Source organism: Vibrio sp. Evd11 (genome assembly GCF_900382755.1).
GTDB classification, from domain to species: domain Bacteria; phylum Pseudomonadota; class Gammaproteobacteria; order Enterobacterales; family Vibrionaceae; genus Vibrio; species Vibrio lentus.
Genome location: NZ_OSDX01000001.1, coordinates 150054 through 170037, shown reverse-complemented (window position 1 = coordinate 170037; position 19984 = coordinate 150054). Strand labels below are relative to the sequence as shown.

Genomic DNA, 19984 nt, shown 5'->3' with positions numbered 1-19984 from the left:
AACAAGACGGCTAGGCATTGGCTGCCGTCATAAAGTCTCTGATTTGTTTACGGTAGTCAGACAAGCGATTGGGTGTCATTAAGTTACGTGACTCGTCCAAAACGTTTCCGCCCATATCATCAGCAATTTTCTGAGCTGCACTTAGCATTACATTGAAGTTCTGATCAGCTTGACCATAACAAGGCAGCGTCATAAAGAACGAAATACCTTTCGTTGTAAAATCAGCAGGATCATCATGTTCTAGCGTTCCCGGCTGCATCATGTTCGCAATACTGAAAATAACTTTTGGCTCATCGCTAGATTGTGCAAAGCAATGGTAGATAGACATCTCACCATAAGTTAAGCCGTTGTTCTCCATGCTACGGAAAAGTTCAGTACCCACAAACGGGATCTCTCCAGCACAGTGAACATTGAGAACTATAACTTCTAGGCCGAGCTCTTCGTCTGGCTTAGCTTCTTCTGTAGGCGCGGTGCTTTGTGAAGCCACGACTTCTTTAGCAACGTCTACTGGAGCAACAAGCAGTTCACTTGGCGTCAGTGCTTTGTTAGGAGCTAGCGGCTCAGTAACGGTATCTGGAGCTTCTTCAAACGAACCATACTGTTCTTTAAAGCCAGCATGGTTTTCTTTTTGCTCGTCAGTCAATTCGAAATTTGGCACCTCTGCTTCAGTGGCCTCTTGTATGTCTTCAGGTTCACTCTCGATCTGAATGGGTTCTTCTTTAACGCTGAAGGAAGGAAGCTCATTCAATTCGATGTCGTCTTCGATAACTTCTTTCGTTTGTGGCGCTGTAAGTGGATCTGAGTCAATCAGCGGATCAATTTCAGATGGTGAGACTGCAAAATCCGGCTCTTTACGCTCTTTTCGGATTATCTCAAAATCGTCTTCTGGGGCGAATGAACGGTTTGGGATCGTTTCGGCTTCATTTAAGCTATCGTTATCAAGCTTACCAAGCGGCTTATCTCCAAACTTTGCTTTCCCTTCTTTTTTACTCGTCCATAGACCATGGAACAATAATGCGGCGATAGCTAATGCGCCAACAATAATGAGTACAAATCGCAATTCCTGCATTTTTCGCTCTCAGCTTTCTTAGTCAACTAGCTATAAACACGCTGTCACTAAGTTGGGTTAATTTGGCTAATCTCACTACTCTATCAAAAGTAGCCACTGTTTTAGAACAACTTAATACAATTAGTTCCTTACATGGTGTGATTTTCGCCACGCTTTTTTTCTTAATTTCGGTCTAGTACACTAGGGATGTTTGCTATTTAACCAAATTCACATGTGACCTAATTTAAATATGACTATTGAATCTGTTCCCCGCTCAGGCTTTGGCTATTTTATTTTCGGAATAAAAATCGCTTTGTCGCCGAGCATTCGTAAGTTTGTACTAATGCCACTTATTGCTAACGTGTTACTCGTTGGTGGTGCCTTGTTTTATATATTCTCCAACCTCAACACTTGGATTGAGGGCTGGATTGGTGCATTACCAAGCTTTTTATCGTGGTTGTCATACATTCTATGGCCACTACTTGTATTAACCGTCTTGGCCACGTTTTCGTATTTCTTTAGTACGCTCGCTAACTTCATTGCCGCGCCTTTCAATGGATTGCTCGCGGAAAAAGTAGAAGAGTTACTAAGTGGCCAAAAAGTGAATGACGATGGTTTGCTGGATGCACTCAAAGATACTCCACGTATTTTAGCGAGAGAATGGCGCAAGCTTGTCTACATTCTGCCAAAAGCGATAGGTTTATTCCTACTTTTGTTAATTCCAGCACTAGGACAAACTGTTGCACCGTTTTTATGGTTCATTTTCACAGCATGGATGTTAGCGATTCAGTACGCCGACTATCCATTTGATAACCATAAAATCAAATTTGATGATATGAGAAACAATTTGAAACAAAAACAAGGTAAGAGCTACAGCTTCGGCGCACTTGTTTCTGTTTTCACAACGATTCCAATTCTAAATCTGATCGTCATGCCCGTTGCTGTCTGCGGCGCTACTGCAATGTGGGTTGCTGAGTTTAAAGACCAAGCTCTGCGTTCTCGTCTATAAGACTAGTTATCTATTTAACAACGCCTATCTTTTTGAAGTTCCGAACACAATAAAGATAGGCGTGAATTCTGCTACATATCTATATGATATAACTTTTTAATCCTTTTACCTTTTTTTCAACTTGTTTAATCTAAATTCAAGCTAAACAAACATCGAAAGACACTAGACGGTAAAGTGATTGATATACTACGTTTAGTTCTGTCATTAAATGAAGGAATATCGCATGAGCAAGATCTACGAAGACAACACCCTAACGATAGGTAACACACCGCTAGTCCGCCTTAATAAAGTAAGCAAAGGTAACGTCCTAGCTAAGATCGAAGCTCGCAACCCAAGCTTTAGCGTTAAGTGTCGTATCGGTTCAAACATGATCTGGGAAGCAGAAAAAGCAGGAACTTTAAAACCAGGTATCGAGCTTGTTGAACCTACCAGTGGTAATACAGGTGTTGCTCTTGCATTCGTAGCAGCCGCTCGCGGTTACAAGCTAACACTAACGATGCCTGAGTCAATGAGCCTAGAGCGTCGTAAGTTGCTTAAAGCGCTAGGTGCAAACTTAGTACTGACTGAAGCACCAAAAGGCATGAACGGCGCGATAGCTAAAGCAGAAGAAATTGTTGCTTCAGACCCAGAAAAATATCTGCTACTTCAGCAATTCAACAACCCAGCTAACCCACAAATTCACGAGAAGACAACTGGCCCTGAAATTTGGGAAGCAACAGATGGCGAAATCGATGTATTTGTTGCTGGTGTAGGTACCGGCGGTACGCTTACTGGTACAAGCCGTTACATTAAAGGCGAGAAAGGCAAAGCAATCACTTCAGTAGCGGTTGAACCAGCAGAGTCTCCAGTGATTGCACAAGCGCTTGCTGGCGAAGAAATCAAACCAGCTCCGCACAAAATCCAAGGTATTGGTGCAGGTTTTATCCCTGGAAACCTAGATTTAGACCTTATCGACCGTGTAGAGCCAGTAACTTCTGAAGAAGCGATTGAGATGGCTCAACGCCTAATGAAAGAGGAAGGTATTCTAGCGGGCATCTCATCTGGCGCAGCGGTAGTAGCGGCGAACAGAATAGCGGAACTACCTGAATTTGCAGGAAAAACCATTGTTACCGTGCTACCAAGCTCTGGCGAACGTTACCTAAGTACAGCCCTATTTTCTGGTATCTTTACGGAAAAAGAGAACCAACAATAATATGTGGTCAAATCAATTTTTCGTCCAAAAAAGCCCCGTTTAGGGGCTTTTTTGTTGATCCTTGCCCCACCTTTGGTAATATCGGGTCTGTTTTATTTTTCGCTTCAAAATAAAAGAAGCAATAAACAAATTCTGAAAGTCATGAGTACTCACTAAAGATGACCATGGCTGGATAAAAATTTATAACCAGTCTAAGTTCTAACACGAACATGGCGTACTAGCCTCTAGCGCATTTGGGCTAAAGCAGTTAAGCTAATCTGGTTACAAACTTACAAAAAATAAATTAATTGGGGTATATAAAATGTACGAGAAGCAAGTAGAAATCACAGCAGAAAACGGCCTTCACACACGTCCAGCTGCACAGTTCGTTAAAGAAGCAAAATCTTTCGACGCTGACATCACAGTGACTTCTAACGGCAAAAGCGCTAGCGCTAAAAGCCTGTTCAAACTACAAACTTTAGGCTTAGTAAAAGGTACTAACGTTACTATTTCTGCTGAAGGCCCTCAAGCTCAGCAAGCAGTAGACCACCTAGTTGCTCTTATGGATCAACTACACTAATACGGTCTCCTTCTTTCAAAGCCATTTTGCACAGCAAAGTGGCTTTGTTCGAAATAGATAGCGATAAGCGCGACATTAGTCGACGACTTAAAGTCACACATTCTCCCGTTTACAGTTGAACAACTAAGGTAAGGCTATGATTTCAGGCATCCTAGCATCTCCTGGTATTGCTTTCGGTAAAGCACTACTACTTCAAGAAGATGAAATTGTCCTAAACACTCAATCTATCTCAGACGATCAAGTTGAAGCAGAAGTTCAGCGTTTTTTTGACGCTCGTAACAAATCTTCTCAACAACTTGAAGTTGTAAAGCAAAAAGCACTTGAAACTTTTGGCGAAGAAAAAGAAGCAATCTTTGAAGGCCATATCATGCTGCTTGAAGATGAAGAGCTAGAAGAAGAGATTTTAGCACTCATCAAGAAAGACAAAATGCACGCAGACAACGCGATCTACACAGTGATCGAAGAACAAGCTGTTGCACTAGAGTCACTTGATGATGAGTACCTAAAAGAACGTGCGACTGATATCCGTGATATCGGCACTCGCTTCGTTAAAAATGCACTAGGCATCAACATTGTATCTCTAGCAGACATCAATGAACAAGTTATCCTAGTTGCTTACGACCTAACGCCATCTGAAACTGCACAAATCAACCTAGACTACGTTCTTGGTTTCGCTTGTGACATCGGCGGTCGTACATCTCATACTTCAATCATGGCACGTTCACTTGAGCTTCCAGCTATCGTTGGTACTAACGATATCACTAAGCAAGTTAAGAACGGCGACATGCTTGTGCTAGACGCGATGAACAATAAGATCATCATCAACCCTTCTGACGCTGAATTAGCAGAAGCTAAGAAAATCAAATCTGATTTTGAAGCAGAAGCGGCTGAACTAGCAAAACTTAAAGACCTACCAGCTATCACGCTTGATAACCATCAAGTAGAAGTTTGCGGTAACATCGGTACAGTTAAAGACTGTGACGGTATTCTGCGCAACGGTGGCGAAGGTGTTGGTCTGTACCGTACTGAATTCCTATTCATGGACCGTACTGCACTTCCTACTGAAGAAGAGCAATACGTTGCTTACAAAGAAGTAGCTGAAGCAATGCACGGTGAGTCAGTGATTATCCGTACTATGGATATCGGTGGCGATAAAGATCTACCATACATGGATCTTCCACAAGAGATGAACCCGTTCCTAGGCTGGCGTGCAGTGCGTATCAGCTTGGATCGTCGTGAAATCTTACGTGACCAACTACGCGGCATTCTTCGTGCATCTGCACACGGTAAGCTACGTATCATGTTCCCAATGATCATTTCTATTGAAGAGATCCGTGAACTGAAAAAAGCAATCGAAGAGTACAAAGTTGAACTTCGCGCTGAAGGTCATGCATTCGATGAAGACATCGAAATTGGCGTAATGGTTGAGACTCCAGCAGCTGCTGCAATCGCACACCACCTTGCTAAAGAAGTGGCTTTCTTCTCTATCGGTACTAACGATCTAACGCAATACACGCTTGCGGTTGACCGTGGTAACGAGATGATTTCTCACCTTTACAACCCACTATCTCCAGCGGTTCTTCTTGTAATCAAGCAAGTAATCGATGCTTCTCATAAAGAAGGCAAATGGACAGGTATGTGTGGTGAGCTAGCAGGCGATGAGCGTGCAACTCTACTTCTTCTTGGTATGGGTCTAGATGAGTTCTCTATGAGCGGTATCTCTATCCCTAAAGTTAAGAAAGTAATCCGTAACTCTAACTTCGCAGAAGTTAAAGCTATGGCTGACGAAGCACTATCTCTACCTACAGCTGCAGAAATTGAAGCTTGCGTAGAAAAATTCATCGCTGAGAAAACTCAGTAATCACCAAGAGCTTAATAAAGTTAGACGGCTAAAAATAGTCGTCTAATTTGTTAGATTGGTATAGTATATTCTACAGAATAAAACTAAACGTTAGGAGCATGACACAATGGGTCTGTTTGACAAACTAAAAAAGCTTGTATCTGATGACAGCGCTGATGCTGGTGCAATCGAAATCATCGCACCTCTTTCTGGTGAGATCGTAAACATCGAAGACGTGCCAGATGTAGTTTTCGCTGAAAAAATCGTTGGTGACGGCATCGCTATCAAACCAGCTGGCGATAAAATGGTAGCTCCAGTTAACGGTACTATCGGTAAGATCTTCGAAACTAACCACGCATTCTCTATCGAGTCTGACGACGGTGTTGAGCTTTTCGTTCACTTCGGTATCGATACTGTTGAACTTAAAGGCGAAGGCTTCACTCGTGTTGCTGAAGAAGGTCAATCTGTTAAAGCTGGTGACACTATCATCACTTTCGACCTAGCGCTTCTAGAAGAGAAAGCGAAATCTACGCTTACTCCAGTTGTTATCTCTAACATGGACGAAATCAAGGAGCTGAATAAGCTTTCTGGTTCTGTAACTGTTGGCGAAACTCCAGTTCTTAAAGTAACTAAGTAATTTCGATTACTTATCTGCTTTAATTAAAACGCTACCTAAGGGTGGCGTTTTTTGTGCCTGCTATATTTGTTCAATGCCTCAGATAGGCATTACTGACTATCACACCGAAACCCTTCTCCTAGCTCCCTCAACCAATGACAACTACACTGACCGTTTATCCCCTACTATCCAACCTAGTTTTTTACTAAACGTTGTTAAGCGCTATTCAAGGCATTTCGCCTATACATCAAATTACACTTGTGAATTTTAACAAACGGAGATCTCTGATATCTCGTTCTACTCGATTCTGAGATGACGACCAACGACTTCGATTCAGGTAGGCAATGAGTCAAATACCTCTCTATAGCCGTCATTCCTTACAGCAAGGAACGAGCGTGATAGGGAATCTCGTTTTTACTCCTGCTCACCGACAGCGCACTTTTCCCAAATAACAGGCAATAAAAAACCCAGCCGAAGCTGGGTCTGTTTAGCGCTCATCTCTCACCACGAGCTAATTTGTGGAAGCCTAACGTTGACGCTTGTGATCAACAACGCTTAAAGTCAACGTGGCCTTTCAACCGATTAACCTAGTAGGCTAAGTGCCGAGTTCGGAGCTTGTTTTGCTTGAGCTAGAATCGAGCTTGAAGCTTGAGAAAGAATCTGAGATTTAGTCATCTGAGTCGTTTCTTTCGCGAAATCAGTATCTTTAATGCGGCTCTTAGATGCGTTAACGTTCTCGTTAATGTTGTCTAAGTTGCTGATAGCGTGGTCGAAACGGTTTTGGAAAGCACCCAGTTCAGCACGGTGGCTGTCTACGTACTTAAGTGCCGCATCGATGACTGCTACAGACTCTTGTGCGCCGCCAACTGATGTTACGTCGATAGTATCAACCGTTACGTCTTTGCCAGGTTGCATACCTAGTTCGCCAGCAAGGCTGCCAGAGAATGCTACTTCGCCTTCAACTTTGTTGTTACCAGTAAACATTTGTAGCTTACCGTCTTCAGTTACAGACGCTTTAACAGAGTCTTGTTGACCGTTGATGTACGTTGCTAGCTCTTCGATGTCGTCGCCCGCTTTCGCAGACACATCGATTTCTTGTGCTTGGCCGAAGTTATCAGTGAACGACATTTTTAGGTCGTTTGCGCCAGCTTGAACGTTCCAATCTTTATCTTTCGCGTTCTCAGTTTGGTAGCTCTTACCACCCATCTGAGCATTATCAGAGCGCATGTCTTTCAGTTGAAGCATTACCGCTTCACCGTTATCCGCACCGATTTGGAATGATTTAGTACCGTGAGTACCGTTAAGCAGCTTGTTGCCACCAAAAGACGTGGTTTCCGCAATACGGTTCAGTTCGTCGTTCAGTGCTGTTACTTCTTCTTGAATCGCTACACGCTCAGATTTTGAGTTTGAGCCGTTTGAAGATTGTAGAGACAAATCACGCATACGTTGCAGGATGTTGGTTGTCTCGTTCATTGCACCTTCAGCAGTTTGTGCAATAGAGATACCGTCGTTAGCGTTACGAACAGCAACATCAAGACCACGACTCTGAACGTTCAAACGGTTCGAGATTTGTAGGCCCGCAGCGTCATCTTTCGCGCTGTTGATTTTAGAGCCTGAAGCTAGGCGCTCCATTGATGTTTGTTGTGCGCTGTTTGCGTTGTTTAGGTAACGTTGTGCTGTCATCGCTGAAACGTTGGTATTTACATTCACTGCCATGGTGACTTCTCCAATTGATTTTCCGGTATAGCGGTTTCCGACGTCTCGGAAAACCAAGTAGTTATCTCTAAGTTACTATTAATAACGGCGTGAATGCTGAAACCTTTAGGAAAAAAACAACAAAATTAAAGAAATAGCGGTAAAGGAGAAGAAAGCGTGACTAGCAATAAAATTATCAAAAAAAGATGAGAAAAACGCTAAAGTTGTCGGGATGTCAGTCGAGCGAAAAGTTGTATTTTTATTAACCAAAGGGCTTTAGTTAAGCTGAAATACCTTTATAAGATTCGAAGTGATTTATTAACCCAACAAGGTTAAGGCAAGATTCGGCGCTTGCTTTGCTTGAGCCAGTATTGTGGTGCTCACTTGCTGCAATATTTGCTGCTTGAGCATTTGAGTGGTCTCTTTGGCGTAATCGGTATCTTTGATTCGGCTGTTGGATGTCGCCAGGTTCTCATGAACGTTTTCGAGATTATTTATTGCATGATCAAAGCGGTTTTGCATTGCACCGAGTTCGGAGCGATGACTATCCACGTACTTCATCGCGGTATCCAAAATAGAGACAGCACGCTGCGCGCCACCCACATCGGTCACATTGATGTCATCGACTGATTCGTAATAACCCGCCGACATCGAAAGCTCACTGGCTAACGAACCTGAGAAAGAGATCGTGCCTGCCGTGTCTTCGCCAGACATATAGATCTGAAGCTGCCCTTCATCATTGACGGAAGCCGAGACCAGATCCGTTTGACCATTAATATAAGTCGCCAACTCTTCGATATCATCGCCTGCTTTCGCGTTAATGGTGATCTCTTGAGGCTGACCAAAACGGTCGGTAAACGACATCGTCATATCATTCTGGTTGGATTTGACTTCCCACAAGTCACTTGCCATGCCATTGGCGACATAGCTAAATCCCCCCATGTTGATGTCATCGGTGCGCATGTTTTTCAAACCTACCTGCACCGCTTCACCAGAACTGCCACCGATTTGAAATGACGTGCTACCAAAACTACCGTTTAGGAGCTTTTTACCACCAAATGAGGTGGTTTCAGCAATTCGATTCAATTCATCATTTAAGGCGGTCACTTCTTCTTGAATCGCTGTCCTTTCAGACTGGCTATTCGAACCATTACTCGCTTGCAGCGACAAATCTCGCATGCGCTGCATGATATTGGTGGTTTCATTCATTGCCCCTTCTGCAGTCTGCATAATGGAGATTCCATCGTTAGCGTTTCGAACCGCGACATCAATGCCGCTCATCTGCGCTTCTAGTCGATTCGAAATTTGTAAGCCAGCCGCATCGTCTTTTGCACTATTAATACGACTCCCGGAAGCTAAGCGCTCCAAAGATTGGTTCAGCATATTGTTGGTATTCGACAGATTCCTCTGAGCCGCCAGCGCTGAGACATTTGTATTAACAGTTATAGCCATAGACCTTCACTTACAAAAAGATGAATAAAACTCACGATTGCTCTTATATCGACCAATTCATCTAAAGCTTTAATAAAAAAGGAGCCCAGAGGCTCCCTTTGTTTATTCTTTTTAGACGACTTACTTAATCGTTAATGCACTCAACATCTCAGTCGACGGTGCAAAGTAGTAAGCGCCTGTCACCGCTTTAGTAAAACGAAGCAGTTGGTCTGTTTTACCATCTGTCACGCCGTACATACTCTCTAGCATCGCATCAAAATTATGACGAACGTTACAGTAAGCAATGAACAATAGGCCGTGGTCGCCCGTTGCAGTGCCGTAAGGTAGGCTGTGACGAACAATTTTAAGGCCCTTGCCTTCTTCTTTGATATCCACACGACCAACGTGAGACGCCGCAGGAACATCATCTAGCTCGATTGAATCTGGCTTAGTACGGCCAACCACTTTCTCTTGTGCCGATACATTCAATCGGTTCCAAGCAGGTAGGTTATGCACAAAACGTTGCACCATCACATAACTACCACCAGCGAACTCACCTTCAGGCACAATCGCTACTTCAGCGCGCTGTGCGTCTTTCGGGTTTTCAGTGCCATCAACGAAATCGGTCATGTCACGAGAATCTAGGAAGCGGTAACCGTAGGTTTCATCCACTACTTCAACGTCCGCTGCTACTTCAGATAGCAATTTACGTAGGATGAAAAAGTGCAGATCGTGTCGATTTGAATGACAGTGAATCAGAACATCAGACAATGTGCTCGGTGCAGTGACATCACCCTCACCAAGCGCAGGGAAATCAATTAGATCAGAGGGAGCTGCTTGCTCGAACTTATCCCAAAACGCCTTTGAAAACGCAACCGACGCCGTTAAGTTCGCATCTGGTTGAGTTTGGTTGAGCTCTTCGATTAGCGAAGGAATTTTTTGAATTTCTGCTAATACGTTAGCAGTGTTAGCATTCACTTTTAATTGAACGTAAAGAGCGAAAGGCCCAGCTTCTGGCAAGATAGCACTTTGAACGTTAGGCTGCTCATTTGAGACATTAAGCATAGATTATTCCTTCCAGTTTTAGCTTCTAAGTATAATTGTGAATGGGACAAATGTTTTGATGAGAATCAGTCTTCGTGCTCAACCACTTTAAAGCAATCCCTCGCGGCATGACTATTGGTTAGAAAAAGCGCTAACCACAGGAGCAACAACAAGGTGATGCCATTTGACCAACGGAACCATCCGTTATCCAAATAGATTAAATAAAGTGTATGAGAGCCTTGTGCCAAGATAGCCATCATGGTGACCCAACGCCCCCAAGATACGACTTTATTGAGGCGCTTTCTCTCTGGTGTTCTGAGCCCAAACAACCACATCAGTAGCAAGCTAGGGACACTCAAAGCAATTCCGACATAAAACATCTGGTGATCTGGATAGATTATCTCGAGGATATCCGTACCCGACTCTCGGCTTGCGCCCGCAACAATGAAAACGACCAAAGCTTTCGCCAGAAACAGCCAACCTAACCATAATAAGATCGGGGCTTTCAAAAAGCCGTGTTTGTCGTATTGTTCTATGGAGTACCGCACAAATCTCACTTTCACTTATTTTCAAACCAACACTTTAACGCAAATCATTCATACTTAACTAGGTTTGCGTTATCTTATTGGTTAATCCGTTTTAATTATCGAACTCAGTATGAAAAAGAAAACTAATACACCGTCTGTTGAATCTCAACAAGAAGCACTGAAGATAGCCAAAGCGACGCAAAAGCCAGCTCAAACCAAAGAACAAACGAAGTTGATTGCTCAGGGTATCGAGAAAGGCATCGCACTTTACAAGAAACAGCAAAAAGAGCGCAGTCGACAAGCTGATAAAGCAAAGAAACGTGTCCAGAAAGAGAAGCAGACTCAACAAGCTAATCTAGACGAAGAGAACAATGTAGACACGAGTATTGAAACAACATCAAATCACGCCAGTAAATTGCCGTGGTTACTATTGATCGCAAGCTGGGTTGGTTTCGCGATTTATTTGATGAAGTAGCAGGGTTTACGTATGAAAAAGGAATTAGTCGCTTTCGCTATGACAGGCATGTTATTAGGGTGCACGACACCGACGACAGTCCCGCATAGCAAAGCTGACCAAGTACAAATGGATTATCACGGACTGATTGATATCAACAAGTGCGAGTACAAAGGGGAAGTCACCGGCAGCGAGGGTCACTGGTACAGCTACCTATTTTTCCCAAATGACACGCTGATTCAAGGCGCAATGAACGAGTTAAAATTCAACGCCATTGAATTAGGTGCAGACACCGTTATATTCACACTTCCCCAAGACTTTAGTACTTCCGTCACTATGCTTGGCACGGCCTATCTGTGTAAGAAAGAAAATTAATCAGTAAATCGGCATCTCGATATGCTTTGATTTTATGGCGCCCAAAAGAAAGCCAGCTTTCGCTGGCTTATGCACTAAATCCAAGGCTTGTTGCTATATCGCCTTTACGTTCGATAACCCATTGACTATCAAATGGCCCCCAGTCGGATAACTGGTAATAACCATCATTATGACGTCGCCCATCTTGAACAAACATAAGTTCGATACCGATCCCCGGTAACGCCTTGAGTACATCTTGAATAGTACGACGAGGCCAACCCGTTTTTTCGATGAGTTTAGGCACATTTGGCCTATCAAGGCTTTCCACTAACAATGCTAAATATAGCCGCCTTGCAAAAACAGGACTCAACTCCATTGACACCTCCTATATATGTGCAACTCAATTATTTCTTTTTTCGCTGACAACATGTTGAGGCTGATCAATAAGTCTCCAATAGTGACATTTTCTTACTGTTTTTTTTCACTCTATGAAATATTCCTCACTCTATTTTGTCTGAATTGCCGCTTCCTGATAGGATTCAACTCATAACAACGAAATAAAATCACCCAAAGGAAGAATAATGACTATCACTATGTTTGGCATTCCGAACTGCGACACCATCAAAAAAGCAAAGAAATGGTTAGAAGCTGAAGGTATTGAGTTCGAATTTCACGATTATCGTAAACAAGGCATCACTGAAGAATTAGTGACAAGCTTCTGTTCAGAACTTGGTTGGGAACTGGTGCTAAACAAACGTGGTACGACCTATCGCCAATTGACTCAAGAACAAAAAGACACGCTAACGGAAGAAAAAGCCGTGGCTCTGCTTGTTGAACAACCGGCAATGATCAAGCGCCCAATCTTGAAAGTGGATGGCAAGCTTCACATCGGCTTCAAAGCTGATCAATATGCCGCTATTTTTGCTTAAATAGCCGCATAAAATTAAACAACAAAAAGCGTTGAACCTCCCCTATTCAGCGCTCAACAATTAATGACTAGACGTTTTATTTAAACAAGGAATTCAAGGATGACAGATAGCCCAACTTTGGCTCTGGCAAAAGACCTCATTAGCCGTCAATCGGTAACCCCTGAAGATGCAGGTTGCCAAGACCTGATGATTGAACGCTTAAAAGCACTAGGCTTTGAAATCGAAGTGATGGTATTTGAAGATACGACGAACTTCTGGGCTCGCCGTGGTACAGAAGCGCCTCTCTTTGCTTTTGCTGGCCACACAGATGTTGTACCTGCAGGCCCAATTGAGCAGTGGAACACTAAACCATTCGAACCGACTATCGTAGATGGTTTCCTGCATGGTCGCGGCGCGGCGGATATGAAAGGTTCTCTAGCTTCAATGATCGTTGCGGTAGAACAGTTCATTGCAAAACACCCTGATCACACCGGCTCAATCGGTTTCCTTACCACGTCTGATGAAGAAGGCCCTTTCATCAACGGTACGGTACGTGTTGTTGAAGCACTGATGGCTCGTGGCGAGAACATCGACATGTGTATTGTGGGTGAACCATCAAGTACTGAGTACGTTGGTGATGTCGTGAAAAACGGCCGTCGTGGTTCTATCACTGGTGATCTAACAGTTAAAGGCACACAAGGTCATGTTGCTTACCCTCACCTAGCGAACAACCCGGTACACAGCTCTCTGCTTGCGATCAATGAACTGGCTACTACCGAGTGGGATAAAGGTAATGACTACTTCCCGCCGACCAGCTTCCAAATCCCAAATGTAAGTGCGGGCACTGGCGCATCAAACGTGATTCCTGGTGAATTTAATGTTCAGTTTAACCTTCGCTTTAGCACAGAGTTAAACAACGACATCATCGTTGAGAGAATCACAAATACACTCGACAAATACGATTTCGAATACGATTTGAAATGGACATTCAATGGCGACCCGTTCTTAACCGACGCTGGCTCACTGCTTGATGCTATTGTGGATGCCGTTGGCCACGTTAATGACGTAAAACCAGCACTACTGACTACAGGTGGTACATCTGACGGACGCTTTATTGCACGCATGAAAGGACAAGTCGTTGAACTAGGTCCGGTTAATGCGACCATTCACAAGGTTAACGAATGCGTGAAAGTGGCTGACTTAGAGAAGCTAACCGACATGTACGAAAGAACACTAGTGAACCTGTTTGCTAAATAGTTCTTTGATCAGCGATTGATAGCATCTAATTATTGAGAGACGCGTTATGACACCAGAGCAGCTTACCGGACAATCAGATTCTCATCTGGAACCTAGCCTGATTGGCACCAAGAGCTTCTTGGTCCACAGTGATGTCAAAGGTGACCTAAACAATCTGATTGAAGCTGCTCAACTCGCTGGTTTTAAAATGGAGATTGCCAGTGGCTTTCGCGACTATGAAAGGCAATCTCTGATTTGGAACCGTAAGTTTTCTGGTGAAGTACCGATATTAGACTCAGAAAGCCAGCCACTGGATGCTTCAACACTCAGTGAACAGCAAAAGTTGTCGGCGATCCTGAGGTGGTCTGCGCTTCCTGGAGCGAGTCGTCATCATTGGGGTTGTGACTTTGACGTCTTTGCTCGCAATCACTTACCTGAAGGCACGCAGCTACAGCTGGAACCATGGGAATACCTTACTGGCCACCAGCAAGCGTTTTACCAATGGCTTGTTGCCAATGCATCTCAATATGGGTTCTTCTTCCCTTACAGCCAAGACCTCGGCGGTGTGGCGATAGAACCTTGGCATATTAGCCACCGTAAAGTTTCACAGTTGTGTTTATCACAGTTATCTCCCACTTTACTTGGCAAGCAACTCCAATCTAAGCCAATATTAGGGTATGAGATAATTATGGAGCAGCTAGATGAGATCTATGCGCGCTTCGTGGCGAATATCAGTCATTAGGAGCGCTTATGTTGGAGTGGCTTACAAACCCTTGGGTTATCATCATCATCGTGGTTAGCGTTGTGGTGGGTAATATTGCTGCGCTCAAACAGACCGCTAATATGGATCTGACAGGTCGTAATAAAACAGAGAAAGACTTAGACAAGCTCAATCAATTGGATAAACAGAACCAAGAGAAAGCTCAAGAAGATAAGTCCACTGAGAACAAAGACACTTAACCTAATGCCTTTGATGCGCTCGCCCCAACAAGTCAGGTGCGCTGTTATCCCTAATTAGAAATTAGACAACACATAGATAAAACGCTGACGAACGAACATAAAAAAGAGGACACAATGTGTCCTCTTTTTTATTTATCAAAATCAGATCAGGGCTTATTCAGCTTTTGCTTCTTTCTTATCTTTGGTTTGGTCAGCAACGTGTGCCAATACCGGAACCATTGACTTAAGTAGCTCTTCTTCTACTGGCTTACCTGATGCATCCGTTACGTTAATAGACGTACGGTTACCAAGATCACCAAACAAGAAGGTGTAAGTACCTGGCGCTAGGTCAATAGGCTGTAGGCCAATTGTTTCCCAGAACTCATCATCAGGCGCTGCGTATTTCGCTTTCACGGTACCTTGAGACTGATTACGCTCTTCAAGCTCGAAGCCCATTTGAGGTAGCAGTTCAGGCAAACGTTGCCACAACACGTTGTAAGGCGTACGCGCGATAATCACAGGGAAACCACTGCGGTCAGCACCCATTGAAATAGGGATACGTTTCACTAACTCTTGCGCTTTCAGTGCAGCTTCAGCACGAAGGTTTTCATCATACTTAGCCATCACAAGGTTCGTTAGGAACGCGTTGTAACGCTCTTTATTGGTTGCCGATACAGGTTTCTCTTCAGAACCTTCACGCCAATCAATCAGGTTAATCTTGAAGCCATGACGATTGTTCGCTTGGAAACGAGAGATAGAATAACGGCTGCCAATCTCTACTTCTTCGTCTTCAGAAACCCAAGTTACCCAATCGGTCTCAATGTCGTTCTCTGATTGCTCACGAATGCCAATGCCACGCTGAGCAAGCATATCTACCGCTGTTTGCCACACTCGGTCTGCTTCTTCAGCACGAAGAAGCCATAGTGTCACTTCGCCGTTTTGACGCTCAGCACGAGCACCTGGGATCAGTTCAAGAACCTGTTGAGGCGGACGAATATCCACTTGACGACCTGTACCACCACTGAATTCACCGCTTGGGATATCAAAATTTGGGTAGAACTGAGGTTGAGCATCTTCAGGCAGTTGCCATTGTGAAAACTCAGGTGTTTCTAAGTATTCGAAATCATCTTTGGCTTGACGACGTTGAGTCGGGCTGCCAGAACATGCTGTAAGAACGAAAACAGCCAGTGACCCAATCACTAGCTGGTGAGAATACTTCATTTATACTCCTAAATGCCGAAGGTTCGCTTCGGCATCATTTCATACGTTTTAGTAAATGCACGCTTCAGTCATTGCTTGAGCAACAACAGGTTGAGCTGGCTTTGACAATTCAGTCAGTGGTAGACGTAAGCCACCTTCAGCAATCAGACCCAATTTGTGAACCGCCCATTTTACGGGAATAGGGTTAGACTCAACGAACAAGTTTTTATGAAGAGGCATCAAACGCTCATTGATCGCTTCTGCTTCTTCAAACTTACCTTCTTTCGCTAGTTTGAACATGGTTGCCATATCAGCAGCTGCAACATTATTGGTTACAGAGATAACACCATCACCACCACGCTTAACAAATTCTAGGCCTGTTAAGTCATCACCACTTAGTAAGATAAAGTCTTCGCCACAAAGTTCACGGTGAATTGCAATTCTGTCGAGATCACCCGTCGCATCTTTAAGTGCAACGATGTTTTCGATCTCAGCAAGGCGAGCAACCGTTTCTGGTAACAAGTCAACGGCAGTACGACCCGGAACATTGTATAGGATTTGTGGAACGTCACTAACTTCAGCAATCGCTTTATAGTGTTGGTACAAACCTTCTTGAGTTGGTTTGTTGTAGTAAGGCGTTACGCTCAGGCAACCAGCAATGCCAGAACCGTTCAACAAACGGCTGAATAACACTGACTCGTGAGTCGCATTTGCGCCTGTACCTGCAATAACAGGGATACGACCATCGGCAAATTCAACGATCTTATTGACGACTTTGACATGCTCTTCAATCGTGAGCGTAGAAGACTCACCTGTTGTGCCAACCGCAACCAGACCATCACTACCTGCAGCAACATGGTACTCAACCAACTTTTTAAGGCTGTCGAAATCCACTTCACCATCTGTATTAAATGGCGTAACTAGCGCAACGATACTTCCTGAAAACATGTCTATCTCCCTTAATTTATTCTTTTTGCATGTTACTGTAAGCCGATCAATAAACACAAGACATTAAAGTGGCTTACTGGCAACAACTGCATTAAATATTGTCGTATGTTTGAGGTAAAACGACTTCTAACGCCGTTCTATCTAAAATTTTGGTCATCTACGCTCAATCTAACGGATAGGGCTAAACTGGATGTCAGTAACAGGTAAGCTGTCGCAACGTGGCGCTATCTTGTTTTTTTAGCCTGCTCGACATTCCTACCATTTGCTGCGTATTGGAAGAAAAACGCCTCATAAAAGCCCCCCTCCTACACTTATTCCTTTTGTTAACTGTGCTAACATGCATGAATCAATGGAATATAAAGAGACGTGATTTTATGACTCAACATCTAGTAATCACAGCTGTGGGCACAGATCGCCCAGGTGTATGCAACCAAGTGGTTCATTTAGTCACCCAATCAGGCTGTAACATTATTGATAGCCGTATCGCTCTATTTGGCGAAGAATTTACGCTTATCATGCTACTGTCTGGAAAGGCAAACAACATCACCCGCGTTGAAACCACCCTGCCCTTACTTGGACAAGAGCACGACTTGATTACGATTATGAAGCGAACCTCAACTCATGATGTGATTGAGAACTCTTACACCGTAGAGGTGTTCGTTGAGTCAGACGACAAAATCGGCCTTACCGAGCAGTTCACTCAGTTCTTTGCAGACCGCAACATCGGACTCGACTCGCTGAGCGCACGAACCATCAATAAGTCGAAGGTTCAACTCGACAACGACCAATTCCATATCTCTATTACCGCTTCTGTGCAATCAGAATGTAATTTGATGCAGCTACAAGAAGAATTCGACGCGCTGTGTCTGAGTCTATCCGTACAAGGCTCGCTCAACTTTATTAAAAACAGTCTCTAAAAAGGAAATGTCATGAATACGCTAACGGCTGGTGTTCCAGCACCTGCTTTTTCTCTTCCAGATCAAGATGGCAATATCGTATCTCTTGGTGACTTTAAAGGTAAGAAAGTACTTTTCTACTTTTACCCAAAAGCAATGACTCCAGGTTGTATCGTACAAGCGGAAGGCCTGCGTGATATCAAAGCACAGCTTGATGACCTGAATGTGGTTGTTCTAGGTGTGAGTGTTGATCCAGTCAAACGCCTACCAAACTTCGTTGAGAAGAAGTCTCTGAACTTCACTCTATTATCAGATGAAGACCACAGCGTTGCTGAACAGTTTGGCGTTTGGGGTGAGAAAAAATTCATGGGTAAAATATACGATGGTCTGCACCGTATTAGCTTCCTAATCGATGAAGAAGGTCAGATTGAACACGTCTTCAACAAGTTCAAAACCAAGACTCACCACGAAGTGGTTTTAGATTACTTCAACCCAGAAGCTTAATCTCGACTTCAGTGAGTTGACTATCTACATTCGCACCTAGCGAATCTAAATACACGACTCACTAAGCCAAATACAAAAAGGCCGAATATCATGGATATTCGGCCTTTTTTACTTATTAAAATTGATAGCGCATTCAATTACGATTGATGCTCAGGGTCATCGTCAAGAGCATGACTCGGTAAGGCATTCCAAACCGCCTTCACTAAGGTCGCCAGCGGGATAGCAAAGAACACACCCCAGAACCCCCACAGCCCGCCAAACACCAATACCGCAACGATAATCGCGACTGGATGCAGGTTCACTGCTTCAGAGAACAAAACCGGAACCAACACGTTGCCATCTAGTGCTTGGATGATGCCATACGCAAGTAACAGCCAGTAAAATTGAGGCTCTAACCCCCACTGGAACAGGCCAACAATCGCTACTGGAACAGTCACAGCTGCCGCGCCGATATAAGGAATCAATACAGAGAAACCAACCGCGACCGCTAACAATACTGAATAACGAAGATCTAAAATCGCGAAGGTTACATAACTCACACCACCAACGATTAAAATCTCGAGAACCTTACCGCGAATGTAATTGGAGATTTGCTGGTTCATCTCTACCCATACTTTGGTCGCCAAACGACGATTTCGAGGAAGGACGCCGCTTGCCATCCTGATCATCTCTTCTTTATCTTTCAGTAAGAAGAAAATCAAAAGAGGGACAAGAATCAGGTAAACCGCCAGTGTCGCCAAGCTCACAAGAGATGCTAAAGAGCCTTTAACAACGCTTTCGCCAAAGCCTAGCGCTTTGTTCTTCGCGTTAGACATAACTGACTCAACAATCTGCAAGTTAGCCAGTTCAGGGTAACGCTCTGGAATCGTCGCGATGAACTTTTGTAGGCTGCCATACATGCTTGGAATATCATTGATTAGGTTGCCCACTTGCTCCCAAATGGTCGGTACCAAACCAAATATCGCCAATAGCATCACGCTAAAGAACATTAATATCACCAACATCACTGATGGTGTTCTTGGAACACCGAGTCTTTGGAGCTGGGTAACAGGCCACTCAAGTAAGTAAGCCAACACAATCGCTACCAATAATGGCGCAATAAGGTGACCAAAGAAGTAGATCGTAATAAAGCCGAATAGAATGATGGCAACCAAACTGACAGCATGGGGATCAGAGAAACGTCGTTTATACCAACGATTGACCATTTCAAGCATCTGACTGCAATTCCTTTTTAGTGACGAGGATATGATGGTAATTAGAGCAAACCTCAGCGATGACGCCATAGGCTTGCTTAGACAAAAAAGTAACAATATCTTTCATCGAGCTATTATCAGAGACATAAATTGACAATGACTGTCCTACTTCTAACTTTACACTGTGACGCTTGGCTAATAATAAAGCCATTGGACATCGCTCTTGGCGTAAATCTAGAATATTAGGTGTCATTCTTGGGCTCGATGCTTATTATAAGGGTCGTATTGTAATCTGTTTTTGAAAACGCGCCATCATTCATTCATCTTCCTTCATGATAGCGCACGCACTCGGCAAAGGTTACATCAGATAAAGAACCAATTTGCATTGCAC

At 43.8% G+C, this 19984-nt stretch carries 23 protein-coding genes; 13 read left to right on the top strand and 10 right to left on the bottom strand.

The window, feature by feature from the left end:
• Positions 1-10: 10 nt before the first annotated feature.
• Complete coding sequence (gene zipA / locus ED652_RS00780) at positions 11-1069, bottom strand: cell division protein ZipA (protein ID WP_122053211.1); 1059 nt, start codon at positions 1067-1069, stop codon at positions 11-13.
• A gap of 229 nt (positions 1070-1298) precedes the next feature.
• On the opposite strand from zipA, the gene cysZ reads away from it, so the two are divergent.
• The 5 genes from cysZ (at position 1299) to crr (ending at position 6285) form a co-directional block, all read left to right on the top strand.
• Entirely contained in the window at positions 1299-2057 is a 759-nt protein-coding gene (cysZ, locus tag ED652_RS00775; protein ID WP_102544982.1) for a sulfate transporter CysZ, read from the top strand.
• A gap of 223 nt (positions 2058-2280) precedes the next feature.
• Entirely contained in the window at positions 2281-3249 is a 969-nt protein-coding gene (cysK, locus tag ED652_RS00770; protein ID WP_122053210.1) for a cysteine synthase A, read from the top strand.
• A 301-nt stretch (positions 3250-3550) separates the two neighbouring features.
• Positions 3551-3808, top strand: a complete 258-nt coding sequence (locus ED652_RS00765; protein ID WP_004734263.1) for an HPr family phosphocarrier protein — start codon at positions 3551-3553, stop codon at positions 3806-3808.
• 136 nt (positions 3809-3944) lie between these two features.
• Positions 3945-5669 carry a phosphoenolpyruvate-protein phosphotransferase PtsI gene (gene ptsI / locus ED652_RS00760; RefSeq protein WP_017079443.1) on the top strand — a complete coding sequence of 575 codons (1725 nt, stop codon included), beginning with the start codon at positions 3945-3947 and terminating at the stop codon, positions 5667-5669.
• A gap of 106 nt (positions 5670-5775) precedes the next feature.
• Positions 5776-6285, top strand: a complete 510-nt coding sequence (gene crr, locus ED652_RS00755; protein WP_004737851.1) for a PTS glucose transporter subunit IIA — start codon at positions 5776-5778, stop codon at positions 6283-6285.
• A 561-nt stretch (positions 6286-6846) separates the two neighbouring features.
• On the opposite strand, the gene ED652_RS00750 is transcribed toward crr, so the two are convergent.
• From ED652_RS00750 to ED652_RS00735, 4 genes are all read right to left on the bottom strand, one after another.
• Positions 6847-7980, bottom strand: coding sequence for a flagellin (locus ED652_RS00750; RefSeq protein ID WP_004736189.1), 1134 nt, complete (start codon positions 7978-7980; stop codon positions 6847-6849).
• A 297-nt stretch (positions 7981-8277) separates the two neighbouring features.
• Positions 8278-9411 (bottom strand): flagellin, encoded by a 1134-nt coding sequence (locus ED652_RS00745; protein WP_122053209.1) that lies wholly within the window; start codon positions 9409-9411, stop codon positions 8278-8280.
• A 120-nt stretch (positions 9412-9531) separates the two neighbouring features.
• On the bottom strand, positions 9532-10455 hold the full coding sequence (locus ED652_RS00740; protein WP_102362157.1) for a Dyp-type peroxidase: 924 nt from the start codon (positions 10453-10455) through the stop codon (positions 9532-9534).
• 65 nt (positions 10456-10520) lie between these two features.
• Positions 10521-10982, bottom strand: a complete 462-nt coding sequence (locus ED652_RS00735) for a DUF2919 domain-containing protein (RefSeq protein WP_076668339.1) — start codon at positions 10980-10982, stop codon at positions 10521-10523.
• Positions 10983-11091: 109 nt separating this feature from the next.
• Between ED652_RS00735 and ED652_RS00730 the strand changes: the two genes are divergently transcribed.
• Positions 11092-11436 carry a DUF2956 domain-containing protein gene (locus tag ED652_RS00730; protein ID WP_017110359.1) on the top strand — a complete coding sequence of 115 codons (345 nt, stop codon included), beginning with the start codon at positions 11092-11094 and terminating at the stop codon, positions 11434-11436.
• Between the two features lie 12 nt (positions 11437-11448).
• Positions 11449-11790, top strand: a complete 342-nt coding sequence (locus ED652_RS00725) for a DUF4156 domain-containing protein (protein WP_076668337.1) — start codon at positions 11449-11451, stop codon at positions 11788-11790.
• A gap of 67 nt (positions 11791-11857) precedes the next feature.
• Here the strand turns inward: ED652_RS00725 and ED652_RS00720 are convergent, their stop codons facing one another.
• Positions 11858-12145 (bottom strand): helix-turn-helix domain-containing protein, encoded by a 288-nt coding sequence (locus ED652_RS00720; protein ID WP_029223467.1) that lies wholly within the window; start codon positions 12143-12145, stop codon positions 11858-11860.
• Between the two features lie 205 nt (positions 12146-12350).
• Here ED652_RS00720 and ED652_RS00715 point away from each other — a divergent pair, with 205 nt between their 5' ends.
• From ED652_RS00715 to ED652_RS00700, 4 genes are all read left to right on the top strand, one after another.
• Entirely contained in the window at positions 12351-12698 is a 348-nt protein-coding gene (locus tag ED652_RS00715; RefSeq protein ID WP_017110361.1) for an ArsC family reductase, read from the top strand.
• Between the two features lie 99 nt (positions 12699-12797).
• Positions 12798-13934 carry a succinyl-diaminopimelate desuccinylase gene (gene dapE / locus ED652_RS00710; protein WP_122053208.1) on the top strand — a complete coding sequence of 379 codons (1137 nt, stop codon included), beginning with the start codon at positions 12798-12800 and terminating at the stop codon, positions 13932-13934.
• Between the two features lie 46 nt (positions 13935-13980).
• Positions 13981-14655: a M15 family metallopeptidase gene (locus ED652_RS00705; protein WP_122053207.1), complete on the top strand. Its 675-nt coding sequence runs from the start codon at positions 13981-13983 to the stop codon at positions 14653-14655.
• 8 nt (positions 14656-14663) lie between these two features.
• Positions 14664-14873 carry a DUF2897 family protein gene (locus ED652_RS00700; RefSeq protein ID WP_017107222.1) on the top strand — a complete coding sequence of 70 codons (210 nt, stop codon included), beginning with the start codon at positions 14664-14666 and terminating at the stop codon, positions 14871-14873.
• 153 nt (positions 14874-15026) lie between these two features.
• Here ED652_RS00700 and bamC read toward each other — a convergent pair whose 3' ends face one another.
• Positions 15027-16073, bottom strand: a complete 1047-nt coding sequence (gene bamC / locus ED652_RS00695) for an outer membrane protein assembly factor BamC (RefSeq protein ID WP_017107221.1) — start codon at positions 16071-16073, stop codon at positions 15027-15029.
• Between the two features lie 48 nt (positions 16074-16121).
• Positions 16122-17000 carry a 4-hydroxy-tetrahydrodipicolinate synthase gene (gene dapA, locus ED652_RS00690; RefSeq protein WP_029223468.1) on the bottom strand — a complete coding sequence of 293 codons (879 nt, stop codon included), beginning with the start codon at positions 16998-17000 and terminating at the stop codon, positions 16122-16124.
• Positions 17001-17374: 374 nt separating this feature from the next.
• Between dapA and ED652_RS00685 the strand changes: the two genes are divergently transcribed.
• Positions 17375-17917: a glycine cleavage system protein R gene (locus ED652_RS00685; protein WP_017107219.1), complete on the top strand. Its 543-nt coding sequence runs from the start codon at positions 17375-17377 to the stop codon at positions 17915-17917.
• Positions 17918-17929: 12 nt separating this feature from the next.
• Entirely contained in the window at positions 17930-18400 is a 471-nt protein-coding gene (gene bcp, locus ED652_RS00680) for a thioredoxin-dependent thiol peroxidase (protein WP_017107218.1), read from the top strand.
• 137 nt (positions 18401-18537) lie between these two features.
• Here the strand turns inward: bcp and ED652_RS00675 are convergent, their stop codons facing one another.
• Positions 18538-19614, bottom strand: a complete 1077-nt coding sequence (locus ED652_RS00675) for an AI-2E family transporter (RefSeq protein WP_076668327.1) — start codon at positions 19612-19614, stop codon at positions 18538-18540.
• A complete protein-coding gene (locus tag ED652_RS00670) occupies positions 19607-19846 on the bottom strand; it encodes a sulfurtransferase TusA family protein (protein WP_122053206.1) in 240 nt (79 codons plus the stop codon). The genes ED652_RS00675 and ED652_RS00670 overlap by 8 nt, the downstream gene beginning before the upstream one ends.
• Positions 19847-19984: the final 138 nt, after the last annotated feature.

What these genes read in the sequence shown, in the direction of transcription:
- zipA (WP_122053211.1), bottom strand. Translation starts at nt 1,069, where the DNA reads ATGCAGGAATTGCGATTTGTACTCATTATTGTTGGCGCATTAGCTATC.
- cysZ (WP_102544982.1), top strand. Translation starts at nt 1,299, where the DNA reads ATGACTATTGAATCTGTTCCCCGCTCAGGCTTTGGCTATTTTATTTTC.
- cysK (WP_122053210.1), top strand. Translation starts at nt 2,281, where the DNA reads ATGAGCAAGATCTACGAAGACAACACCCTAACGATAGGTAACACACCG.
- ED652_RS00765 (WP_004734263.1), top strand. Translation starts at nt 3,551, where the DNA reads ATGTACGAGAAGCAAGTAGAAATCACAGCAGAAAACGGCCTTCACACA.
- ptsI (WP_017079443.1), top strand. Translation starts at nt 3,945, where the DNA reads ATGATTTCAGGCATCCTAGCATCTCCTGGTATTGCTTTCGGTAAAGCA.
- crr (WP_004737851.1), top strand. Translation starts at nt 5,776, where the DNA reads ATGGGTCTGTTTGACAAACTAAAAAAGCTTGTATCTGATGACAGCGCT.
- ED652_RS00750 (WP_004736189.1), bottom strand. Translation starts at nt 7,980, where the DNA reads ATGGCAGTGAATGTAAATACCAACGTTTCAGCGATGACAGCACAACGT.
- ED652_RS00745 (WP_122053209.1), bottom strand. Translation starts at nt 9,411, where the DNA reads ATGGCTATAACTGTTAATACAAATGTCTCAGCGCTGGCGGCTCAGAGG.
- ED652_RS00740 (WP_102362157.1), bottom strand. Translation starts at nt 10,455, where the DNA reads ATGCTTAATGTCTCAAATGAGCAGCCTAACGTTCAAAGTGCTATCTTG.
- ED652_RS00730 (WP_017110359.1), top strand. Translation starts at nt 11,092, where the DNA reads ATGAAAAAGAAAACTAATACACCGTCTGTTGAATCTCAACAAGAAGCA.
- ED652_RS00725 (WP_076668337.1), top strand. Translation starts at nt 11,449, where the DNA reads ATGAAAAAGGAATTAGTCGCTTTCGCTATGACAGGCATGTTATTAGGG.
- ED652_RS00720 (WP_029223467.1), bottom strand. Translation starts at nt 12,145, where the DNA reads ATGGAGTTGAGTCCTGTTTTTGCAAGGCGGCTATATTTAGCATTGTTA.
- ED652_RS00715 (WP_017110361.1), top strand. Translation starts at nt 12,351, where the DNA reads ATGACTATCACTATGTTTGGCATTCCGAACTGCGACACCATCAAAAAA.
- dapE (WP_122053208.1), top strand. Translation starts at nt 12,798, where the DNA reads ATGACAGATAGCCCAACTTTGGCTCTGGCAAAAGACCTCATTAGCCGT.
- ED652_RS00705 (WP_122053207.1), top strand. Translation starts at nt 13,981, where the DNA reads ATGACACCAGAGCAGCTTACCGGACAATCAGATTCTCATCTGGAACCT.
- ED652_RS00700 (WP_017107222.1), top strand. Translation starts at nt 14,664, where the DNA reads ATGTTGGAGTGGCTTACAAACCCTTGGGTTATCATCATCATCGTGGTT.
- bamC (WP_017107221.1), bottom strand. Translation starts at nt 16,073, where the DNA reads ATGAAGTATTCTCACCAGCTAGTGATTGGGTCACTGGCTGTTTTCGTT.
- dapA (WP_029223468.1), bottom strand. Translation starts at nt 17,000, where the DNA reads ATGTTTTCAGGAAGTATCGTTGCGCTAGTTACGCCATTTAATACAGAT.
- ED652_RS00685 (WP_017107219.1), top strand. Translation starts at nt 17,375, where the DNA reads ATGACTCAACATCTAGTAATCACAGCTGTGGGCACAGATCGCCCAGGT.
- bcp (WP_017107218.1), top strand. Translation starts at nt 17,930, where the DNA reads ATGAATACGCTAACGGCTGGTGTTCCAGCACCTGCTTTTTCTCTTCCA.
- ED652_RS00675 (WP_076668327.1), bottom strand. Translation starts at nt 19,614, where the DNA reads ATGCTTGAAATGGTCAATCGTTGGTATAAACGACGTTTCTCTGATCCC.
- ED652_RS00670 (WP_122053206.1), bottom strand. Translation starts at nt 19,846, where the DNA reads ATGACACCTAATATTCTAGATTTACGCCAAGAGCGATGTCCAATGGCT.